The organism is Stenotrophomonas sp. PE591, assembly GCF_018320795.1.
GTDB classification, from domain to species: Bacteria; Pseudomonadota; Gammaproteobacteria; order Xanthomonadales; family Xanthomonadaceae; genus Stenotrophomonas; species Stenotrophomonas maltophilia.
This window is the reverse complement of sequence record NZ_JAAOKO010000004.1, coordinates 326,707-346,688: the sequence shown is the minus strand read 5'-3', so window position 1 is coordinate 346,688 and position 19,982 is coordinate 326,707. Positions and strand designations below refer to the sequence as shown.

Sequence of the window (19,982 nt, the reverse complement as noted above, 5' to 3'; positions counted from 1 at the left end):
GGGCATTGCCGGGCAACGCCGGGCGGATGCCTTCACGCCGCTGCCCGCACCATCTGCTGATACACCAACCCATTGAACTCGCCGACGTCACCGTCCAGCGCAAAGCCATAGCGCAGGTAGGTCGGTACCGCATTGAGCGAGGCGCGCACGGTCAGGACCGGCTCGCGCACCTGTGGAAGCACCGCTTCGAACAAAGCATGGCCGATGCCCTGGCCCTGGCAGGCGGGATCGACGAACAGCATCGCAAGGTGCCGACCCTCCTTCAGTTCGATCACGCCGACGACGCGACCGTCCTGCTCGGCCACCAGGATGTGGTTGTCACCGTGCAGGCGCGCGCCGAACGCTTCGGCAGCGGCGACACTGCCGAAGGTGGCGATGCCGGCCGCGCTGAGCGAAGGCGCGACCGCCGCAGTGAACGCAGCCAGGCACACCGCACTGATCGCGGGCAGGTCATCGACGTGGGCAGGGCGGATCGTCGGCATGCAGTGTTCTTCCGGTAGTGGGCGGCGCGTCATCGTTGCCGCAGGCCTGCACGCTAAGCTGGCGGCATGAGTGATTTCAATCCTGCTTACGCTGCCTTGTTTCCGCAACAGGGCCTGAGCCTGGGCCTGATGACGCCTGTCGCCGCGCATGGACTGGCCGATCCGCATGAGGCGCGGCGCATTGCGCGACTGGCCGATGATCTGGGCTTTGCCGCATTGTGGACGCGTGATGTACCACTGATGGTGCCGCAGGGTCCGGACGCGACAGCAAGCGCGCTGGATGACCCGTTTCTGTGGCTGGGCATGCTGGCTGCCGCGACCGGACGCATCGTGGTCGGCAGCGCGGCCATCGTGCTGCCATTGCGGCAGCCGCTGCAGGTGGCGAAGTCGGCCTTGAGCCTGGACCGGATCAGCGGCGGACGGTTCGTGCTGGGCCTGGGTTCGGGGGACCGCCCGGAAGAGTTCGCCGCATTCGGCGAGGATCTGGAGGGCAGGGCGGCGACCTTCCGTGCGCGTTGGACCTTGTTGCGCGCGGCGCTGTCACTGGAGGCCGATGAGCGGACCGCCGTACTGCAGGCGACGGGTGGCTTCGACGTGCTGCCGGCGCCGGCAACCCGCATCCCGATGCTGGTGGTGGGTACCGCGCGGCAGAGCCTGCAGTGGATCGCGCGCGAGGCCGAAGGCTGGGCCACCTATCACCGCGAGGAGGCCGCGCAGGAAGGACGCATCGGCCTGTGGCAGCAGGCGCTGGTGCAGCGTGGTGGGCCAGCCAAGCCGTTCGTGCAGTCGATGCTGCTGGACCTGCAGGCCGATCCGCAGGCGCCAGCCGAGCCGCTGCCGCTGGGCCTGAAGGTCGGCCGCGATGGCCTGCGTGACTACCTGCTGCGCGTGCATGCGCAGGGCGTGGCGCACGTGATGTTCAACCTGGTCGACAACGGGCGGCCGATGGACGCGGTGCTGCGTGAGATCGGGGAGCACGTTCGGCCACACGCGCTCCGGTAGCTGTCCACCTCGGTGGGCTCCAGCGGTCGAGCACGGCTCGACTCTACATGGGGTTCGCATCTGCGTATCATTCGCATTTGATACCCCCATGCCGGAGCCCCACGTGACCCAACATTCCCCCATGCACCCGACCGGACGTCTGTTCGCCGCGGTCGCTTTCATCGAGGCCGTGACCTGGGCCGGCCTGCTCATCGGCATGTGGATGAAGTACGGCCCGATGGCCAACGTGGCGCTGGTGAAGGTGTTCGGGCCGCTGCACGGCGTGGCCTTCCTGGTCTATGTGGCAGTCACCCTGTTTGCGGCGGTGCGCCTGCGCTGGCCGTGGTGGGCCAGTGCCCTGGCCCTGTTGGCGGCGATCCCGCCGCTGGTGACGCTGCCGCTGGAGTGGTGGTTCAAGCGCCGTGGCCTGCTCGGCCTGCTTGCAATGCGCTGAACCCGTTGTTGCATGCCCATTCAAGAGAATGGGTATCAAATGCAAATACGAGCCGTTATCATTTAAGGGTGGTGCCTGGTCCTGAGCAGGGCCGGTGCCGGGTGGGGCGCGCGGGTGCGCCCGCCCATCCTTTCCTGTTACGGCTGGTGTTCCATGCACGCACGTCCCGTCGTTCCCGGCTTGCCGGCGCTGGTGTTGGCTGCCTTGATCGGCACCATGGCGATGATGTCCTTCGTCGCCGTGATCGGCCCGGTGGTCCGCATGCTCGGTTTGTCCGAGTGGCATGCCGGCCTGTCGGTCACCGCCGCCGGCGTGTTGTGGATGCTGGCCGCGCGCCCCTGGGGCCAGCTCAGCGACCGCATTGGGCGCAAGCGCGTGCTGATCCTGGCGATGAGTGCCTATACGGCGGTTTACATCGCACTGGCGGTGTTCATCGACGTCGCCCTGCAGGCGGTGCCGCCGGTACTGGTGTCGGTGCTGGTGCTGGTCGGCGCGCGCGGCTTGATCGGGCTGTTCTACGCGGCCGTGCCGCCCACAGCCGCTGCGCTGATTGCCGACAAGGCACCGACCGGGCAGCGCGCCAGTTTCCTCGCCCGGCTGGGCAGTGCCAACGCGCTGGGCATGGTACTGGGTCCGGCCGCTGCCGGCTGGCTGGCCTATACCAATCTTTCGCTGGCGCTGTACGTGGCCGCGTTGCTGCCGTTGCTGGCACTGGCATTGCTGGCTTGGCGGCTGCCAGCGACGCCGCCGGTGGTGGGCGCGTCCGCACAGCGCCGCACGCCGATGAGCCGCCTCGACGCGCGCCTGCGCCTGCCGCAGCTGGCGGCGTTCATCGCCATGGTCTCGGTGACCATCGCGCAGGTCACGGTCGGCTTCTTCGCGATTGATCGCCTGGGCCTGGATGCGGCTGCGGGCGCGCGCATGGCCGGCATTGCACTCACAGCGGTTGGCGTCGGCCTGATCCTGGCGCAGGCACTGGTGATGAAGCTGGAGGTGCATCCACGCCGCTGGATCGTCCTTGGCGCCCTGATTTCCGGCATTGGCTTTGCCTCGGTGGCAGGCGTGCAGCAGGCCTGGCAGTTGCCGGCGGCGTATGCGCTGGCCGCGTTTGGCATGGGCTTCGTATTCCCCTCGTTCCAGGCGCTGGCCGCCGATGCGGTGGAGGCGCACGAGCAGGGCGCCGCCGCCGGCACCGTCGCTGCTGCGCAGGGGCTGGGCATGGTGGCCGGGCCGATGCTCGGCACGCTGTTGTATCGCGGCGGGCCAAGCCTGCCTTACCTGCTGGTCGGTGCGCTGCTGCTGTTGCTGTGCGCGCTGGCTGCAGCGCATCGGATGAAGGAGAACCCATGAACGATTCCCTGATGCAGGGCGCGTGGCCGGAGGCCGCGCCGGCGCCACTGGACAGCACCGACGACGCGTCGCTGTTCCTGCTGCAGCATGCCGGCCAGCACGTGCACGCGCGCGGCTGCCGCGCCACGCTGCCGGCCGGTGCACTGGCGACATTGGCAGAACGCGTCTCGGCGTTCTTTGCCCGGCAGCGTGGCGGTCCGGGCCTGCTGGTTGGCGCAGTGCCGTTCGAACCGCGTGCGGACGATGCGCTATTCCAGCCCGAGCGCCTGCTGCCGGCGCTGGCACTGCAGCCGCAGGCCGCACCGCCGCTGGACGGTGCCCTGCGCGCCGAGCCTGCGCCGCAGGACTATGCGTCAGCGGTTGCCGCAGCGGTGCAGGTACTGCGCGCGCCCGAACTGAACCTCCAGAAGGTGGTGCTGGCGCGCAGCCTGCTGGCACGGACCCGCCAGGCGCTGTCTCCGGACGTGCTGCTGGCACGCCTGGGCGCAGATCCGTCGGTGGCGACCTACGCGGTGCCGTTGCCGGTGGAGCTCGGCCAGGCACCGGCCTGGCTGGTGGGGGCGACGCCGGAACTGCTGCTGCGCAAGCGCGGCGCCGAGCTGTTGTCGCATCCGCTGGCCGGTTCCGCGCGGCGCAGCGCCGATGCCGCCGAGGACGAGCGTGCGGCGCAGGCGCTGCTGGCCTCGACCAAGGACCACGACGAGCACCGCCACGTGGTCGAAGCCATCGTCGAGGGCCTGGCACCGTACTGCAGCCACATCGATGCGCAGCCGCGCCCGGTGCTGCATGCCACCGCCAGCATGTGGCACCTGGGCACCCGCATCCACGCCACCCTGAAGGATCCGCAGACGTCTGCCGCCGAACTGCTGGCGCAGCTGCACCCCACGCCGGCAGTCTGCGGTACGCCACGGTTGGCGGCGCTGCAGCGCATCCGCGAGCTGGAACCGGTGCCGCGCGGCTTCTACGCCGGTGCCGTGGGCTGGTTGGACGCGCAGGGTGACGGCGACTGGTACGTGGCGATCCGCTGCGCGCGCCTGCAGGGCACGCAGCTGCGCCTGTATGCCGGTGCCGGCATCGTCGCCGAGTCACACCCCGAGGCCGAGGTGGCCGAAACCGCAGCGAAGTTCGCTGCCCTGTTGAACGCGCTGGGTGTCCATGAATCCGCGCCCGCCATCGAGCCTGCCGCATGAGTACCTCCACTGACTCTTCCCGCCTGCCGCTGCAGCAGGTGTGGCCCGACACGCTGGTGGCGCGCTATCGCGAAGCCGGTCACTGGCGTGGCGAGACCTTCCCGGGTTTCCTGCGCGAGCGTGCAGAACGCTATGCCGATGACATCGCGGTGGTCGCCGGCGACGTACGCCTGAGCTATGCGCAGCTGTGGCATGAGGCAGGCCGGATCGGTGCGGGCCTGCTGGCGCTCGGCCTGCAGCCTGGCGAACGGGTGCTGGTGCAGCTGGGCAATACCGCCGGGTTCATCACCACGGTCTGCGGCCTGTTCCGCGCCGGCCTGGTGCCGGTGTATGCGTTGCCGGCGCACCGCATCACCGAGCTGGTCCACTTCGCCAGCAAGGCGGAAGCCAGTGCCTACATCACCACCGCACTGCGCGATGGCTTCGATCATCGCGGGTTGGCAAGGGCGCTGCAGGCCGAAGTGCCGGCGGTTCGCCATGTGGTGATCGACGGCGATGCGGCGGAATTCATCGCGCTGGAGGCACTGCACGGCGATCGCAGCCAGCTGCCGTCCGATCCGGACCCGCAGTCGGTGGCGTTCCTGCAGATTTCCGGAGGCAGCACCGGGCTGTCCAAGCTGATTCCGCGCACCCACGACGACTACATCTACTCGTTCCGCGCCAGCAATGACCTCTGCGGCATCGACCGCGACAGCGTCTATCTGGTCGCGCTGCCGGCCGCGCACAATTTCCCGATGAGTTCGCCGGGCTTCTTCGGCGCACTGTATGCCGGCGCCCGCGTGGTGCTCAGTCCCGGCCCCGGTCCGGATGCGGCCTTCCCGCTGATCGCCCGCGAGCAGGTGACCTGCTGCGGGCTGGTGCCGCCGCTGGCGTTGCTGTGGGCACAGGCCACCGCCACCAGCAAGCATGACCTGTCCAGCCTGCAGGTACTGCAGGTAGGCGGCGCCAAACTGGTGCCGGAAGCCGCACGGCGGGTGATCGATGGCCTTGGCTGCACGCTGCAGCAGGTGTTCGGCATGGCCGAAGGCCTGGTCAACTACACGCGGCTGGATGACCCGGAGGAACTGATCGTGGCCTGCCAGGGCCGGCCGATCAGTCCGGATGATGAAGTGCGCGTGGTCGATGACCATGACCAGCCGGTGGCCGAAGGCGAGGTAGGGCATCTGCTCACCCGTGGGCCGTACACCATCCGCGGCTACCACAACGACGCGGTGGCCAATGCGCGCTCGTTCACCGATGACGGCTTCTATCGTACCGGTGACCGTGTGCAGCAGCTGCCCGGAGGCTACCTGGTGGTGCAGGGCCGCGCCGGTGATCACATCAACCGTGCCGGCGAGAAGATCTCCGCCGAAGAGATCGAAGATCACCTGCTGGCCCACCCCGGTGTGTTCGATGCGGCCGTGGTCTCCATTCCCGACGAGTACCTGGGCGAGCGCAGCTGTGCCTTCGTGATTCCGCAGGGCGAACCGTTCAAGGCGCCGGCGCTGAAGTCCTGGATGCGCGGGCGCGGCCTGGCGGCGTTCAAGGTTCCCGACCAGGTCGTGTTCGTCGACAGTTTCGATACCACCGCGGTCGGCAAGATCAGCCGCCGCGAACTGCGCGCGCAGTTGCGTGCGCGTCATCTGCAACAGACAGGAGGAACGCGCTGATGGCGCTGCCCCGTATCACCGATTACCCCTTGCCGACTGCCGCCGAACTGCCACAGGCACGCGGCCCGTGGCGCCCGCAGCGCGATCGCCTCGCGCTGCTGGTACACGACATGCAGCGCTACTTCCTGGCCGCATTCGACGCCGGCAATGCACCGCTGCGGCCGGCCGTGGACAACATCGCACGCCTCCTGGCGCATTGCCGCGCACACGGTATTCCGGTGTTCTACACCGCCCAGCATGGCGACCAGGATCGCCGTGACCGTGGCCTGCAGGCCGACCTGTGGGGACCGGGCATGCGCCGCAGCGCCGACCATGAACCGATCATCGACGCGCTGGCACCGCAGCCGGGCGAGCACGTGCTGGTCAAGCACCGTTACAGCGCGTTCCAGCGCAGCAACCTGGAGACGCTGATGCGGGTGCGCGGGCGCGACCAGCTGCTGGTGACCGGCGTGTACGCCCATATCGGCTGCACGGCGACCGTGGTCGAGGCGTTCCAGCGTGATATCGAGGCCTTCATTGCCGCCGATGCCGTGGCGGACTTCTCGCGCGCCGATCACGATCAGGCGCTGCACTGGATCGCGCGCACCAGCGGGGTGCCGATGACCACCGACCAGTTGCTGGAGGTGCTGTGATGGCTGCCACCGCTGAGATGCTGGATCTGGAGCGGATGCGTGCCGACGTGGCACGCGTTCTGGAATGTACGCCGGCCGAGATCGGTGACGACGACAACCTGATCGACCTGGACCTGGACTCGATGCGCATGCTCGGCCTGGTCCTGGCCTGGGGCAACACCGGCCTGCCGATTGAGTTCTCGCAGTTGGCCGAGCACACCACGCTGCGCCAGTGGTGGAACGTGGTGCAGACGCTGCAGGCCGCGCAGAACGCATGAACGCCGCTGCGCTGGCCACGCCGTTGGCATTGACCGAGGCCCAGACCGGACTGTGGTTTGCACAGCGGCTGGCGCCGGACAATCCGTCATTCAATACCGCGCACGCGGTGTGGATCGATGGCCCGCTGGACGTGGCCGCGTTCGTCACAGCTGCAGACCAGGCTGCGTTCGAAGCCCAGGCATTTGCGCTGCGCTTTGCCGAAGGGGCCGATGGCCAGCCGCTGCAGTGGCATGACCCGGCACACGTGCCGCTGCTTTCGGTGCGTGATGTGTCCGCCGAGGCTGATCCAGCCGCTGCGGCACGCAGCCTGATGCACGCCGACCGGCTGAGCCCGGTCGACCCCGCCCGCGACCGGATCAGCCAGCAGGTGCTGCTTGAGCTGGGCGGGCAGCGCTGGGTCTGGTACCTGCGGGTGCATCATCTGGCCGCCGATGGCTATGGCATGGCGCTGTTCACCGATCGCGTGTGCGCGTTGTACGCCGGTCGCATGGGTGAGCCACTGCCGGGGCTGGCGGGCGTGCTGGCCGATGATGCCGCTTATCGTGCCGATCCGCGCCGCGCGCTGGCCGGGCAGTGGTGGCGCGAGCACATGCAGGGCGCACCGGCAGGCGTGGGCCTGGCCGGCACGCTCGCGGCCAGTGACGACGCGCTGCGCTGGGTGCAGCCGCTCGATGCGGCCTTCCGTGAGCAGCTGCTGCAGGCATCGGTGCGTTGGCTGCAGCCCTGGCCGGATGTGCTGGCCGCGTTGTCGGCCGAGTACCTGCGGCGGATGAGCGCGGCCGGTGAAGTGGTGCTGGGCGTGCCCTACATGGGGCGGCTCGGCAACGCGTCGGCGCGGGTGCCGGCGATGGTGATGAATGTGTTGCCGCTGCGCGTGGCGGCCGGCGAGGGCAGCGTGGAGGCCTTCACCCGCGGCCTGGGCCTGCAGCTCAGCCAGGGTCGCAAGCACGGCCGTTACCGCGGTGAGCAGCTGCGCCGGGACCTGGGCCTGGTCGGCGCGCAGCAGCGCCTGCACGGTCCGTTGGTGAACGTGCAGCCGTTCTACAGGCCGCTGGCGCTGGCCGACGTGCAGGCGACGCTGGAGGTGCTGTGCACCGGGCCGGTGGATGACCTGACGCTGGGCTTCCGTGGCGATGGCCAGGCGCTGCTGGATCTGGAAATCGAGGCCAATCCCGCGCTGTACAGTCGCGAGGATGTCGAGGCGCACGCGGCGCGGCTGCTGCATTTCGTATCGGCGGCGCTGCAGGCTGACGATATCGCAGCCGTGCCCCTGGCGACGCCCGAGGAGGCGCAGCAGGTGCTGCAGGAATTCAATGCCACCGCGCACGCGCTGCCGGAGACGACCCTGGTCGAGCTGCTGCAGCAGGGCATGGATCGGGACCCACACGCGCCTGCGCTGGTGTTCGGCGACGCTGCTTTGGATTACGCAACGCTGGAAGCGCGCAGTTTCGCGCTGGCGGCGCAGCTGCGGGCGATGGATGTCGGCCCGGGCAGCGTGGTGGCGGTGGCATTGCCGCGCTCGCTGGAGCTGGTGATCGCGCTGGTCGCGGTGCTGCGCGCAGGCGCGGCCTATCTTCCGCTGGACCTTGCCCATCCCGATGAGCGGCTGGCGCGTATTCTCGCCTCGGCACAGCCTGTGTGCGTACTGGCTGCGGCCGAGGATTCGGCGCGCATGGCCGGCGTACCGGTGCTCGCGCCGGAGCAGTGGACCGCGCTGAGCTTCGCCGCGCCATGGGCCGATCCGGCGCCCAGCGATGCGGCGTATGTGATCTATACCTCCGGTTCGACCGGCGAGCCGAAGGGCGTGGTCATCGAACATCGTGCCATCGTCAACCGCCTGCTGTGGATGCGCGAGCACTACAGCATCCGTGCCGACGACCGCGTGCTGCAGAAGACCCCGGCCACCTTCGATGTCTCGGTCTGGGAATTCTTCCTGCCGCTGCTGTGCGGAGCCACGCTGGTCGTCGCCGGGCCGGACGGGCATCGCGATCCCACTGAACTGGCGCGGCTGATCCGCGAGCATGGCATCACCACGGCGCATTTCGTGCCATCGATGTTGGATGCCTTCCTCGCTGCACCGGCCTCCGAAGGGCTGCAGCTGCGACGGGTGTTCACCAGTGGCGAGGCGCTGGATGCTTCGTCCCGCGACCGCTTCCACGCGCGTGTGCACGCCGAGCTGCATAACCTGTATGGCCCGACCGAGGCCGCAGTGGATGTCAGCTACTGGCCGGCGTCGGCGCAGGATCGCTCGCGGCCGGTGCCGATCGGATTCCCGGTCTGGAATACCCGCCTGTACGTGCTGGACGCGCGGATGCAGCCGGTGCCGATAGGCGTGGCCGGCGACCTGTACCTGGGTGGTGTGCAACTGGCACGCGGCTATCTCGGTCGCGATGACCTGACTACCGAGCGCTTCCTTGCCGATCCTTTCCTGCCGGGCGAGCGTATCTACCGCACCGGCGACGTGGCACGCTGGCGGCGCGATGGTGCGGTCGAGTACCTGGGCCGCAGCGACCACCAGGTGAAACTGCGCGGCCTGCGCATCGAGCTGGGCGAGATCGAGGCGGCACTGCGCGAGCTGCCTGGCATGGAGCGGGTGGAAGTGCTGCTGCGCCAGGATGCTCCCGGCGATGCGCGTCTGGTGGCCTATGTTCCAGCGGCGCATGCCGACGCCGTGACGCTGCGCAGCCACCTCGCCACGCGTGTGCCGGACTACATGGTGCCCTCGGCCTTCGTTGGTGTGGACCACTGGCCGGTGACCGCCAACGGCAAGCTCGATCGCAACGCGTTGCCGAAGCCACCGCAACTTGAAGTTGCCGGCTTGTCGCCGCGCACGCCGTTGGAACAGGAGCTGGCGTTGCTGTTCGCACAGGCGCTTGGGCGTGAGCCGCCGGTGGCGGTGGATGCGGACTTCTTCAGTCTCGGCGGTGACTCGCTGTCGGCGGTGCACCTGCTGCTGGCGATCGAGCAGCGCTGGCGCTGCGATCTGGGTCTGGGTGCCTTGTTTGCCCAGCCCACCGTGGCCGCGCTGGCAGTTCGCATTGCCGAGCCGCCCGCGCTGGCCGATCACGCACTGGGGCCAGTGATCGCGCTGGCCGCGACCGACGCTGCCGGGCCCACGCCGCTGTTCGTGCTGCACCCGGCCGGGGGGATCGCCTGGAACTACCGCACCCTGGCCCGGGCACTGCAGCCGGCACGCCCGGTGTATGGCCTGCAGTCGCCGGCCCTGGACGCGCGGCTGCCGCTGCCAAGCAGCATCGAGGCGATGGCCAACGACTACGTACAGCGCGTGGTCGCATTGCAGCCGAAGGGGCCGGTGCATCTGCTGGGCTGGTCGGTGGGTGGCATCCTCGCCCAGGCGATGGCGGTGCGCCTCCACGAGATCGGGCGCGAGGTTGGCGAGCTGGTGCTTCTGGACGCCTATCCCAGCGAGTGCTGGCGGACCGAGCCGGAACCCGATGCCATCGCTGCATTGCGGGCACTGCTGGCGATTGCCGGTCATGACCCGGATGCGCATCCGGAACTGGACAGCCGTGAACGCATTCTGGCGTTCCTGCGGCGTGGTGGCAGTGCACTCGGCAGCCTGCCGGATGTGGTGCTCGACGGCGTGGTGCGCGCGGTGACCGGCACCAATCGATTGATCCGCGAACACATCCACCAACCGTTCGATGGCACGCTGGTGCACGTCCGCGCGGGCCGGGATCACCAGGCGCGACCACAGCTGCAGTCGGCGTTGTGGCGGACCCACGCGCGCAAGGTGCAGGCCTTGGAACTGCCGTTCCTGCACGCCGAGCTGACCGGCCGCGATGCGGTGGCGCAGCTGGCGCCGTGGTTGTCGGCGCGGTTGCGCCAATGGGACGAGCAACAGGAGATCGCAACATGCAGTTGACCGGTTTTGAAGGCCGCGTGGCGTTGGTGACCGGTGCCGCCGGCGGCATCGGCGAGGCACTGGTACGGCTGTTGGTCGAGGCCGGTTGCATCGCAGTGGCGACTGATCGCGAGGCACCCATGTTCGCGGATGCACGTGTGCAGGCGTTTGCTCTTGACGTGACCGACAGTGCGGCCGTCGACGCCTTGGTGGATCAGGTCGAATCCAACATCGGGCCGATCACGCTGGCGGCCAGCGTGGCCGGTGTGCTGCATGTGGGCGGCGTGACCGAGACCGGCGATGACGACTGGCGCCGGGTGTTCGCGGTGAACACCGACGGCGTGTTCCATGTCGGGCGTGCCTTGGCGCGGGTGATGTCGCCGCGCGGGCAGGGCGCGATGGTCACCGTCAGCTCGAATGCGGCCGGTGTGCCGCGGCATGGCATGGCGGCGTATGCCGCGTCCAAGGCCGCCGCCACGATGTTCACCCGCTGCCTCGGGTTGGAACTGGCGCCGCTGGGCATCCGCTGCAACATCGTCGCCCCGGGGTCCACGTTGACCCCGATGCAGACCGGCATGTGGCAGGACGAGCGCGGTGCCGAGCGGGTAATCGCCGGTAACCTGGAGACCTACAAGGCCGGCATTCCACTGCGCAAGCTGGCCACCCCCGAGGACATCGCGCACTCGGTGATGTTCCTGCTCTCCGACCAGGCCGGGCACGTGGCGATGAGCGACCTGTACGTCGACGGCGGCGCCACCCTGCGCGGCTGAGCCCCGACCGCCGCCTGCCGGCAATGGTAGGGCCGGCCGCTGGCCGGCAACCCACAGCTCCGGTAGTGCCGGCCGCTGGCCGGCAATCCATAGTCCCGGTAGTGCCGGCCGCTGGCCGGCAACCTCATTCAACTTCAGACATCTCCCAACCTCCATCGAGGCATGGCCCGACAGCCGACGCGCAATGATCGACCCAGCATGGCGCATGAGCAGCCATCGCCTCCGTCTGGGCCGTCACTCGATCATCGGCCAGTCCTACGTTCTGACAACCACGACACATCAGCGCCGCCGGCTCTTTGAAAGCAAAGCTGCCGCAGCATGTGTAATCGACCAGCTCCGCTACATCGAACAGCGCGGGCTCGTACAGTCACACGCATGGGTCGTCATGCCGGATCACGTCCACTGGATGTTCGAGCTGCGCGCAGCTCACCTTCCCGACATCGCGCGCCGGATGAAATCGTCGAGCGCGCTCGCCCTGAATCGCCTGGTGGGGCGTCGATGTACGGTCTGGCAGTCTGGCTACTTTGATCATGCAGTGAGGGCGGAGGAGTCGCTGGCGCAGCAAGCGCTGTACATCCTGGGGAATCCGGTGCGCGCCGGTCTTGCTGGGCAGATTGGCGAGTATCCGTATGCATGGTCGGCCTGGTCGTGATGCCGGCCAGCGGCCGGCACTACCACAGCAAAGCCGAAGCGCAGCGCAGATTGCGTTCCGGCGCACAGAGCACCCTCGATGGTAGTGCCGGCCGCTGGCCGGCAACCTCATGACCTGCGCGGAGATGCATAGCTGCCGGCCAGCGGCCGGCACTACCAGTGAATGTTCAGCGCGGCCATTCGCTGTTCACCGCCGCTTGCGCGCGCTTCGGCCGTGGTCGGTCTGGTTGTGATGCCGGCCAGCGGCCGGCACTACCACAGCAAAGGCGAAGCGCAGCGCAGTTGCGCTGCGGCGCACAGAGCACCCTCGGTGGTAGTGCCGGCCGCTGGCCGGCAACCCCATGACCCGCGCGGAGATGCATAGCTGCCGGCCGGCAGCCGGCACTACCAGTCAATGTTCAGCACGGCCATTCGCTGTTCAGCGCCGCTTGCGCGCGCTTCGGCCGTGGTCGGTCCGGTTTGATGCCGGCCAGCGGCCGGCGCTACCAGTGAATGTTCAGCGCGGCTTGCGTGTCCGCTTCGGCTTCGCGGTATCTGCACCGCTGGCGGCGCCGTCCTGCAGCGCCTGCAACCAGGACAGGGTGTCCACGTAATCGATGAAGTGGCGCAGGTAGCCGGGACTGGTGGCCTGCATCGTGTCCAGCATGCGCTGCACCAGCACCGCCGAGTTCAGCGGGCCGCCGTCGGCCGGGGCCTCGGTGCGCAGTGAGCGGCGCACCTGCAGTTCGCTGCGCAGCTCCGACCACTCGCGCTGCACCTGCTGCAGCATCGGCACCTGCGGGTAATGCGGCAGCGAGCGCGACCCCGCATCGAGGTCGCGCACCAGTGCGCGGAGGCCTTCGAGCGCTGAAAGCTTACTTGGCATCCGGGGCCTTGGGCTTGGGAATCGGCGCGATCTCGACGCGGCGGTTGCGTGCGCGGCCTTCCTCATTGGCATTGGAACTGACCGGCTGCTCGCTGCCGAACGCGGCGGCGAACACGGCGTCAGCCGGTACGCCATCGGCGATCAGGGTGCGGGTCACGGTCAGCGAGCGCTGCGCGGACAGCTCCCAGTTGTCGGCGAAACGCCGATTGCCTTCGCGCACCGGTGCGTCATCGGTGAAGCCGCTGACCATCAGAATTTCCTCGCGGCTGCCCAGGTAGGCGGCCAGCGGCGCGGCCAGGCTGCGCAGCAGCTCCTGGCCTTCCGGCTGCAGCTGGTCGGAGTTCAGCGCGAACAGCACGCTGCCGCTGATGCCGATGCGTCCATCGACCAGGGTCACGCGACCGGCGGCCAGCGGGCCGGCCAGCGCCTGTTCCAGCGTCTGCAGGCGCTTGGCTTCGGCCTGGCGCTGCTTCACTTCCTGGTCCAGCCGCTGCGACAGCTCCAGCTGCACCGCGACCACACCGACCAGTATCAGCACGAACGCGCCCAGCAGCACCGACATCAGGTCGCCGAAGGCGGCCCAGATCGGGGCATGCGAGCCGCCATCGACCTCCAGCTCGTCGCTCATGCGCTACCGGCCTTGCCGCGGCGCGTGGCCAGCTGCTGCAGTTCTTCCATCACCTGCTTCTGCGACAGCAGGCTGAGGTCGACCACCTCGCGCGCCTGCGCCACGTAGTAGGCCAGCTGCTCGTCGCTGCGGGCCAGCGAGGCATCCAGTGCGCCGCCGATCTGTTCCAGGCGGCCGGACAGCTCGGTGGAGGCGCTGCCGAACTGCGCTACCGCTTCGCCGAAGCTGCTGGCCAGCTGGCCGACTTCACCGGCGCTGCCGTGGAGCGCTGCGGCGATACCGTCCAGCTTTCCGGTCTCGGCGGCGATATGGTCGGTGAAGCGGTTGCCAACGCGTTCCAGCAACTCGGCCGAGCCACCGACCAGTGCGTCCACAGCGGTGCGCTGTTCGTGCGAGGCGTGGTTGATCGCATCCAGCAGGGTCTGCACGGTGGCCAGCAGGCGTCCGCGTTCTTCCAGCATCGCGTTGTCACGCACCAGGCTCTCGGACAGCGTACTGCGCAGCTCGTTGATGACGTCGGCAGCGGCCTTGGGCGCGGCGGCGGCGGTCTGCAGCAGGGTGGACACTTCGGCCAGCGTGGCGCTGGCCTGTGCGCGACCGTTCTCGCCGATCTGCTGTGCGGTCTCCGCCAGCGTGTCGCAGACGCGCTGCTGCTGCGCGGCCAGGCGTTCGCCATTGGCCTGCAGGCGCTCGGCCAGCTCGGTGGAAACGTGCTGCAGAGCATCGCTCCAGCGCTGCAGGCGCTGTTCGTCGCCGGCCTGCAGCTGCGCCTGCAGGGCGGCGTGGGCCTGCTGCAACTCGGCGCTGACCGCGTCCCAGCGCGCCTGGCGTTGCTGCTCGCGGCTGTCCAGGCTGGCCTGCAGTTCGGCGTGCGCGGTCGCGGCGCTGGCCTGCGCGGCCTGCCACTGCTGCGAGCGCTGCGCTTCATGATCCTGCAGCAGCGACTGGCTGGCGCTGTGCTGCTGCTCCAGTGCCTGCAGCAGCGCCTGCGCACGCGCGTCCAGATGCTCGCTGGCGGCGATCAACGCCTGCTGCTGACGTTCGACCAGCGCAGTATTCAGGGCCTGCTGCTGTTCGGCGGCAGCACGCAAGGCCTCCGCATTGTCCTGTGCATCGGCCTGCAGGCGCTCGCCGATACGTGTGACCAGCGCTTCGGCATGCGTGGCCTGGCCATCGCTGAAGGCCTGCAGGTGCTGGCGCAGGTCGCTCACCAGTGCCTGCTGTGCCTGGGTCTGTTCACTCACCACCTTGGCCCAGCTGGCCTCGGTTGCGACGCGGCTGCGCTCGAAACCGTCGCTCAGGCCGGCCAGCTGCTGCTGCACGGCCTGCTCGACGCGGGCATGCAGTGCTTCGCCGTGATGGGCCAGGCCAGCCAGGGTGGTCTCGGCCATCGGCTGCAGCGCGCCACCGATGGCGGCGGCGCTGGCTTCAGCTCCTTCGCGCAGCGACTGCTGCAGCGAGACCGCCAGGCGTTCCTGCAGTGCCTGGCTCTGGGTCAGGAACTCGGCCTGGCCGGCCAGTAGGCGCTCATTGGCGGCCGCACTGTGCTGTTCAAAGGTGCTGGTCATCGCCTGCAGGCGGTCGACCAGCGCCGGCAGCGCCGCGGACTGTGCCTGCAGCAGGCGCAGCGACTCGGCGCGCTGCCAGGCCTGCGAGTACGGATGCAGGTCGCCGGAAATGGCGCGATCCAGCTGCTGCACGGCCTGCAGGCGGTCACGACGCAGCAGCGCCGCCAGCAGGCCTAGCATGGCCGAGCTGGCCACACCGGCGATCGAGGTGCCGAATGCCACCGCCAGGCCCTGCACCGGCGAGGCCAGCGAGCCGCGGATCGCGGCCATGTCGGTCGCGCTCTGCAGGGCCAGTCCGGTGCCACGCAGCGTGTCCATCATGCCCAGCAGGGTGCCGAGCATGCCCAGCAGCACCAGCAGGCCGACCAGGTAAGGGGTCAGCACCGGAGCGGGCAGGGCAGTGCGCTCGCCCTCCACGCGCAGGCGCACGGCATTGCGCAGGCCTGCGGGCACGCGCTCCAGCCAGGGAGTGAGGCTCTCCTTCGCACTGGACAGGTCGTTCAGTGCACTGCGCAGGCCGTTGCTGGCCTGGCGGTAGCGGTACAGCTCCACGCCACCGGCGATGTAGCAGGCCGCGATGATCGCCGCCACCGCTGCACCCAGCGGATGCACCGAAACATAGCCAATGCCGATCCAGCACACGGCCAGCAGGCCGACAAGGAAAACAACGACATGGAAAGCAGTTCTGGACATGGTGTTCCGGTCAGTGGGAGCGCAGGGCGTCTTGCAGCCCTTCGATCGGGTGGAAGCGCAGCTGCAGCTCGGCGAGCAGCAGGGTGCGCATGTCATGGCGGAAGGCCGCGCGCCAGCCGGGCTGGCCGTGCACGCGTTCAAAACGGGCGCCGAGCACGGCCGGCGCAGTGGCCAGCAGGCTGTGCTCGCGCGGGGTGAGGGTCTGTTCCATCACCGCGTCGACCTCGGCCAGCCGCGCCAGCTCGGGCGAAACCTGCACCAGCTGGTCGCGCAGGCGGCCGCGCAAGCGCCCGGTGGCGGTCTGGATGGCCTGCTGCAGTACCCGGTAGCGCTGGCGCAGCGAGGCGAAGTTGGGTGCAGCGGCAGCTTCGGCCAGATCCAGCAGGCGCTCGGCCTCGGCGTCCTCACTGATCGAGGCCAGCAGGCTGGCGTGCGCCTGGACGCAGTCGGCCAGCACATCCTCGACGGCTTCGGCGGCTTCACCGGGCTCGGGCAGGCGTCCGCCGAGCGCCCCGGACAGGGCCACGGCACGGCTCCAGTCCACCCACTGGCCGAGCCGATCGGTCAGGGCGGGACTGCTGGCCGGCATCGCGCCGTCGCTGAGACGGGCGAGCAGGCGGAGGAACTCCGGTCCACCCAGGACCGGCTGCGCTGCGTTCGCCATCAAGGGGTGAGGGGCCAAAAACCGTTGATTTTACAACCAGATGACCCGGCCTGGATGAAGGCGGGGCCGGGGGAGGGGACCCGCAGGCGCGACAAGGCTTAGAATGACCGGCTGCACCCATCCCGTTCGACCCCTGGAGTACCCAATGACCGTTGCGCAGTTCTACCCGATCGGCACCCCCGGACAGCCCTGGGGCGACGCGGAACGCGCACAGTGGCGGGCCCGCCAGCAGCGCCAGCGCAGCTACCACGATGACGTTGTGGCAGCGCTCGAGCGCCTGGACGACAGCTTCGATGTGATCCAGTACGGCCAGCTGGACTATGCGCCGGACCATTACCCGCTGTTCGCCGTGGTCAACCACGACTGGAACCCGGCGCTGCCGACCGCACTGATCACCGGTGGCGTGCATGGCTACGAGACCAGCGGCGTGCATGGCGCCCTGCAGTTCCTGGAACAGCAGGCTGAGCGTTACCTGGGCCGGCTGAACCTGATCGTGGCACCGTGCGTCAGCCCGTGGGGCTACGAACGCATCCAGCGCTGGAACCCGGATGCCATCGATCCCAACCGCAGCTTCCGTGACGGCGGCCAGATCGAGGAAGCGGCCGCGCTGATGGCCTGGGTGGCCGAGCGCAAACCGAACCTGCTGGTGCACCTGGACCTGCACGAGACCACCGACAGCGACCTGCACGAGTTCGATCCGGCGCGCTGCGCCCGCGACGGCAAGCCGTTCGAGCGCGACACCATTCCGGATGGCTTCTACGTGATCGGCAACAGCGAAGACCCGCAGGCCGAGTTCCAGAAGGCCCTGATCGCCGCGGTCGCGCCAGTCACCCATATCGCCCCGGCCGACGCCGAGGGCAACCTGGTCGGCCTGCCGCTGCAGTCGCCGGGCGTGGTGTGGGGTGAGTCGCGCTCGATCGGCGCCTGCGCCGGCTTCACCGACGCGCGCTTTGCCACCACCACCGAGGTCTACCCGGACAGCCCGCGCACCAACCCGCAGGAGTGCAACGACGCCCAGGTGGCGGCGGTGTGTGCGGGCCTGGATTTCGCCCTGGCGGCGCAGTAACGCGCCACGTTGCGGGCAGCGACCGGCATCAACCGGCGCCGTTCTTTGGCTGGCGAGGTGGCCACAGCCGGCGAAGCCGACGCGCGGCAGCCGGCGAAGACATCCAGATCGCGCCGGTACACCGTGCTGTTGACCCCGAACAGGCCCAGCAGTGAGTGGAAGACATTGTCGTGGCTGTGCGCCCGGTGCAGGGCATTCCCGCGCAGGCAGGCCAGGTCCACGCCCGCGTTGCGGCTGAACTCCGGTGAGAACCACATCACCATCGGCACCTGGGTCTGCTCGCGCGGCGCGATGAAGTAAGGCGTGCCGTGAAGGTACATGCCACGTTCGCCGAGCGACTCGCCATGGTCGGACACATAGATCAGCGCGACATCACGCTGGTCCGAATAGCCCTGCAGCAGGTCGATGGTCCTGCCAAGCATGCGGTCGGTGTGGACCAGGGTGTTGTCATAGGTGTTGACCAGCGCCTCGTTGCTGCACTGCTGGATCTGGTTGCTGTCGCAGGTCGGACTGAATGCCCGCGACTGTGCCGGGTAGCGCTCGAAGTAGGTCGGGCCGTGGCTGCCAAGCTGGTGCAGCACGACCAGGGCGTCACCGTTCATGGCGTCAATGCGTGTACCGAGCTGATGCAGCAGCACCTCGTCATAGCAGGTGCCGTCGGCATTGACACATTGGCCGGCCACCTTCAGCGCGGGCATGTCCTCGGTCGGCACGCGTTCGCACACGCCTTTGCAGCCACCGTTGTTGTTGTTGCGCCAGAGCACGCTGATGCCGGTGCGCTGCAGGATGTCGAGCAGATTCTCCTCGGTCGCTGCGCGTACATCGTCATACTGGCGGCGGGTCATCTGCGAGAACATGCACGGCACCGAGATCGCCGTTGCGGTTCCGCATGAGGAAACATCACTGAAGCTGATGACGCCTTCCTTGCGCGATAGCCGGGGATTGGTCGCGCGTGGGTAGCCGTTGAGCTGGAAGTTCTGTGATCGCGCGGTCTCGCCGACGACCATGACCACAAGCTTCGGACGCGGGCCCGGTACGCGCCGTGCATCCATGCCGATCGGGCGCAAGGGTTGCTGGCGGGCGCTGTAGAGGCCTTTCAGATAACCGTGGGTATGGCGCACGACATTCAACGGCAGCACCTGGTCACGGAGATAGCGGTTGTTGCGCAGCAGCGAGGAGTAGTCCTTGTAGAACGCGAAGCCGATTGCCAGCAGTACCAGCAATGACGCCAGAGCGCTGGCCGGCCACACCAGCAGCGAACGTATCGAGCCGGCCCCGCTGGTGGTGCGCACCAGGGCGAGCCCGGCAGCAGGCAGCACGCCCAGCGCCAGCAGGGTCAACAGTAGTGGCAGCGACAGATAGGCGTTCAGTTCGGCCTGGTTGGTCTCGAACACGTTCTGCACCATGCTGCGATCGATCAGCACGTTGTAGTGCAGCATGAAGTAGCTGCAGGCGGCGCTGACGACAACGAGCAGCACCAGCAGCGGCCTGCGCAGGAACGGCAGTGCCAGCAGTGGCGTCAGCAACAGGTTGAACAGGCAGAACAGCACCACCGGCAGGCTGGCCAGGAACAGCACGCTGCGCACGCTGTTGAGGTCGACCAGCCCCCACAGCGTCTTCCAGAGGGCGATGTTTCCAATCGTGGTGAAGAACAGTGCGACGGCCCAGACCAGAACGATCGGATGGGGCCGTGGAAAACGGCGGCATTGACGCACGAGCAGGTTCCGTGGAGCGGGAGTGCGCGCAGTATCGAAACCGCTTTATCAGGAAGTTGTCAGGTTGGGCGGACTAGCCCAGCAGGATGACGCCCCACACCGCGCCCACCATCAACAGTGCGGTGGTCTGCGCGGCGCTGCCCATATCCTTGGCGTTCTTTGACAGTGGATGCTGTTCCAGGGAGATGCGATCAACCACCGCTTCGATCGCTGAGTTGAGCAGTTCCACCAGCAGGCTGATGAAGCAGACCGCAAGCACTACCGCGCGCTCGACCGCGCTGATGTCCAGTACGAACGCTGCAATGATCAACAGCGCGTGCAGAAGCAGCAGCTGGCGAAAGGCAGCCTCGCCGCGGAAGGTGGCGACGAATCCATCGCGCGAATGGATGAGGGTGTGGAAGATGCGGCTCAGGCCGGTTTTCCCGTGCGGGTACTTGCCGCTGTCCTTGGGGTGCTGCATGCGGTTTCCGCCGTGAAGTGAGCAATCCCCAGCATGTGCAC

At 68.4% G+C, this 19,982-nt stretch carries 18 protein-coding genes; 11 read left to right on the top strand and 7 right to left on the bottom strand.

Annotated features, from left to right (window positions below):
• Window positions 1-32 precede the first annotated feature (32 nt).
• Complete coding sequence (locus tag JLDANKMP_RS13465) at window positions 33-482, bottom strand: GNAT family N-acetyltransferase (protein WP_049451603.1); 450 nt, start codon at window positions 480-482, stop codon at window positions 33-35.
• Between the two features lie 66 nt (window positions 483-548).
• Here JLDANKMP_RS13465 and JLDANKMP_RS13460 point away from each other — a divergent pair, with 66 nt between their 5' ends.
• From JLDANKMP_RS13460 to JLDANKMP_RS13415, 10 genes are all read left to right on the top strand, one after another.
• Window positions 549-1,484 carry a TIGR03571 family LLM class oxidoreductase gene (locus tag JLDANKMP_RS13460; protein WP_212561385.1) on the top strand — a complete coding sequence of 312 codons (936 nt, stop codon included), beginning with the start codon at window positions 549-551 and terminating at the stop codon, window positions 1,482-1,484.
• Window positions 1,485-1,605: 121 nt separating this feature from the next.
• The gene (locus JLDANKMP_RS13455) at window positions 1,606-1,917 is read left to right on the top strand and encodes a DUF3817 domain-containing protein (protein WP_212561425.1); all 312 of its coding nucleotides are present in this window, start codon (window positions 1,606-1,608) and stop codon (window positions 1,915-1,917) included.
• Window positions 1,918-2,070: 153 nt separating this feature from the next.
• On the top strand, window positions 2,071-3,267 hold the full coding sequence (locus JLDANKMP_RS13450) for an MFS transporter (RefSeq protein WP_212561384.1): 1,197 nt from the start codon (window positions 2,071-2,073) through the stop codon (window positions 3,265-3,267).
• Window positions 3,264-4,457 carry an isochorismate synthase gene (locus tag JLDANKMP_RS13445; protein ID WP_212561383.1) on the top strand — a complete coding sequence of 398 codons (1,194 nt, stop codon included), beginning with the start codon at window positions 3,264-3,266 and terminating at the stop codon, window positions 4,455-4,457. The genes JLDANKMP_RS13450 and JLDANKMP_RS13445 overlap by 4 nt, the downstream gene beginning before the upstream one ends.
• A complete protein-coding gene (locus tag JLDANKMP_RS13440) occupies window positions 4,454-6,106 on the top strand; it encodes an AMP-binding protein (RefSeq protein WP_212561382.1) in 1,653 nt (550 codons plus the stop codon). Before JLDANKMP_RS13445 ends, JLDANKMP_RS13440 begins: the two co-directional genes overlap by 4 nt.
• Window positions 6,106-6,738, top strand: a complete 633-nt coding sequence (locus tag JLDANKMP_RS13435; RefSeq protein WP_212561381.1) for an isochorismatase family protein — start codon at window positions 6,106-6,108, stop codon at window positions 6,736-6,738. Before JLDANKMP_RS13440 ends, JLDANKMP_RS13435 begins: the two co-directional genes overlap by 1 nt.
• Window positions 6,738-6,995 carry a phosphopantetheine-binding protein gene (locus JLDANKMP_RS13430; RefSeq protein ID WP_005409947.1) on the top strand — a complete coding sequence of 86 codons (258 nt, stop codon included), beginning with the start codon at window positions 6,738-6,740 and terminating at the stop codon, window positions 6,993-6,995. The genes JLDANKMP_RS13435 and JLDANKMP_RS13430 overlap by 1 nt, the downstream gene beginning before the upstream one ends.
• Window positions 6,992-10,882, top strand: a complete 3,891-nt coding sequence (locus tag JLDANKMP_RS13425) for an enterobactin synthase subunit F (protein WP_212561380.1) — start codon at window positions 6,992-6,994, stop codon at window positions 10,880-10,882. The genes JLDANKMP_RS13430 and JLDANKMP_RS13425 overlap by 4 nt, the downstream gene beginning before the upstream one ends.
• Window positions 10,873-11,631: a 2,3-dihydro-2,3-dihydroxybenzoate dehydrogenase gene (locus tag JLDANKMP_RS13420; protein ID WP_212561379.1), complete on the top strand. Its 759-nt coding sequence runs from the start codon at window positions 10,873-10,875 to the stop codon at window positions 11,629-11,631. Before JLDANKMP_RS13425 ends, JLDANKMP_RS13420 begins: the two co-directional genes overlap by 10 nt.
• 205 nt (window positions 11,632-11,836) lie before the next feature.
• Window positions 11,837-12,283 carry a transposase gene (locus tag JLDANKMP_RS13415; protein ID WP_212561378.1) on the top strand — a complete coding sequence of 149 codons (447 nt, stop codon included), beginning with the start codon at window positions 11,837-11,839 and terminating at the stop codon, window positions 12,281-12,283.
• 495 nt (window positions 12,284-12,778) lie between these two features.
• On the opposite strand, the gene JLDANKMP_RS13410 is transcribed toward JLDANKMP_RS13415, so the two are convergent.
• Genes JLDANKMP_RS13410 through JLDANKMP_RS13395 form a run of 4 tightly spaced genes read right to left on the bottom strand, consistent with a single transcriptional unit; the run spans window position 12,779 to window position 16,700 of the window.
• The gene (locus tag JLDANKMP_RS13410; protein ID WP_219630332.1) at window positions 12,779-13,213 is read right to left on the bottom strand and encodes a DUF2894 domain-containing protein; all 435 of its coding nucleotides are present in this window, start codon (window positions 13,211-13,213) and stop codon (window positions 12,779-12,781) included.
• The gene (locus tag JLDANKMP_RS13405) at window positions 13,137-13,775 is read right to left on the bottom strand and encodes an OmpA family protein (protein WP_005409939.1); all 639 of its coding nucleotides are present in this window, start codon (window positions 13,773-13,775) and stop codon (window positions 13,137-13,139) included. Before JLDANKMP_RS13405 ends, JLDANKMP_RS13410 begins: the two co-directional genes overlap by 77 nt.
• Entirely contained in the window at window positions 13,772-16,036 is a 2,265-nt protein-coding gene (locus tag JLDANKMP_RS13400; protein WP_133050452.1) for a DUF802 domain-containing protein, read from the bottom strand. The genes JLDANKMP_RS13405 and JLDANKMP_RS13400 overlap by 4 nt, the downstream gene beginning before the upstream one ends.
• A gap of 10 nt (window positions 16,037-16,046) precedes the next feature.
• The gene (locus tag JLDANKMP_RS13395; protein ID WP_099498053.1) at window positions 16,047-16,700 is read right to left on the bottom strand and encodes a DUF3348 family protein; all 654 of its coding nucleotides are present in this window, start codon (window positions 16,698-16,700) and stop codon (window positions 16,047-16,049) included.
• 145 nt (window positions 16,701-16,845) lie between these two features.
• Between JLDANKMP_RS13395 and JLDANKMP_RS13390 the strand changes: the two genes are divergently transcribed.
• Window positions 16,846-17,766, top strand: a complete 921-nt coding sequence (locus tag JLDANKMP_RS13390) for a M14 family metallocarboxypeptidase (protein WP_005409936.1) — start codon at window positions 16,846-16,848, stop codon at window positions 17,764-17,766.
• Here JLDANKMP_RS13390 and eptA read toward each other — a convergent pair.
• Both eptA and JLDANKMP_RS13380 read right to left on the bottom strand, forming a co-directional pair.
• Window positions 17,670-19,481: a phosphoethanolamine transferase EptA gene (gene eptA / locus JLDANKMP_RS13385; protein ID WP_212561377.1), complete on the bottom strand. Its 1,812-nt coding sequence runs from the start codon at window positions 19,479-19,481 to the stop codon at window positions 17,670-17,672. The genes JLDANKMP_RS13390 and eptA overlap by 97 nt on opposite strands.
• 73 nt (window positions 19,482-19,554) lie before the next feature.
• Window positions 19,555-19,941, bottom strand: a complete 387-nt coding sequence (locus JLDANKMP_RS13380; protein ID WP_212561376.1) for a diacylglycerol kinase — start codon at window positions 19,939-19,941, stop codon at window positions 19,555-19,557.
• Window positions 19,942-19,982 lie beyond the last annotated feature (41 nt).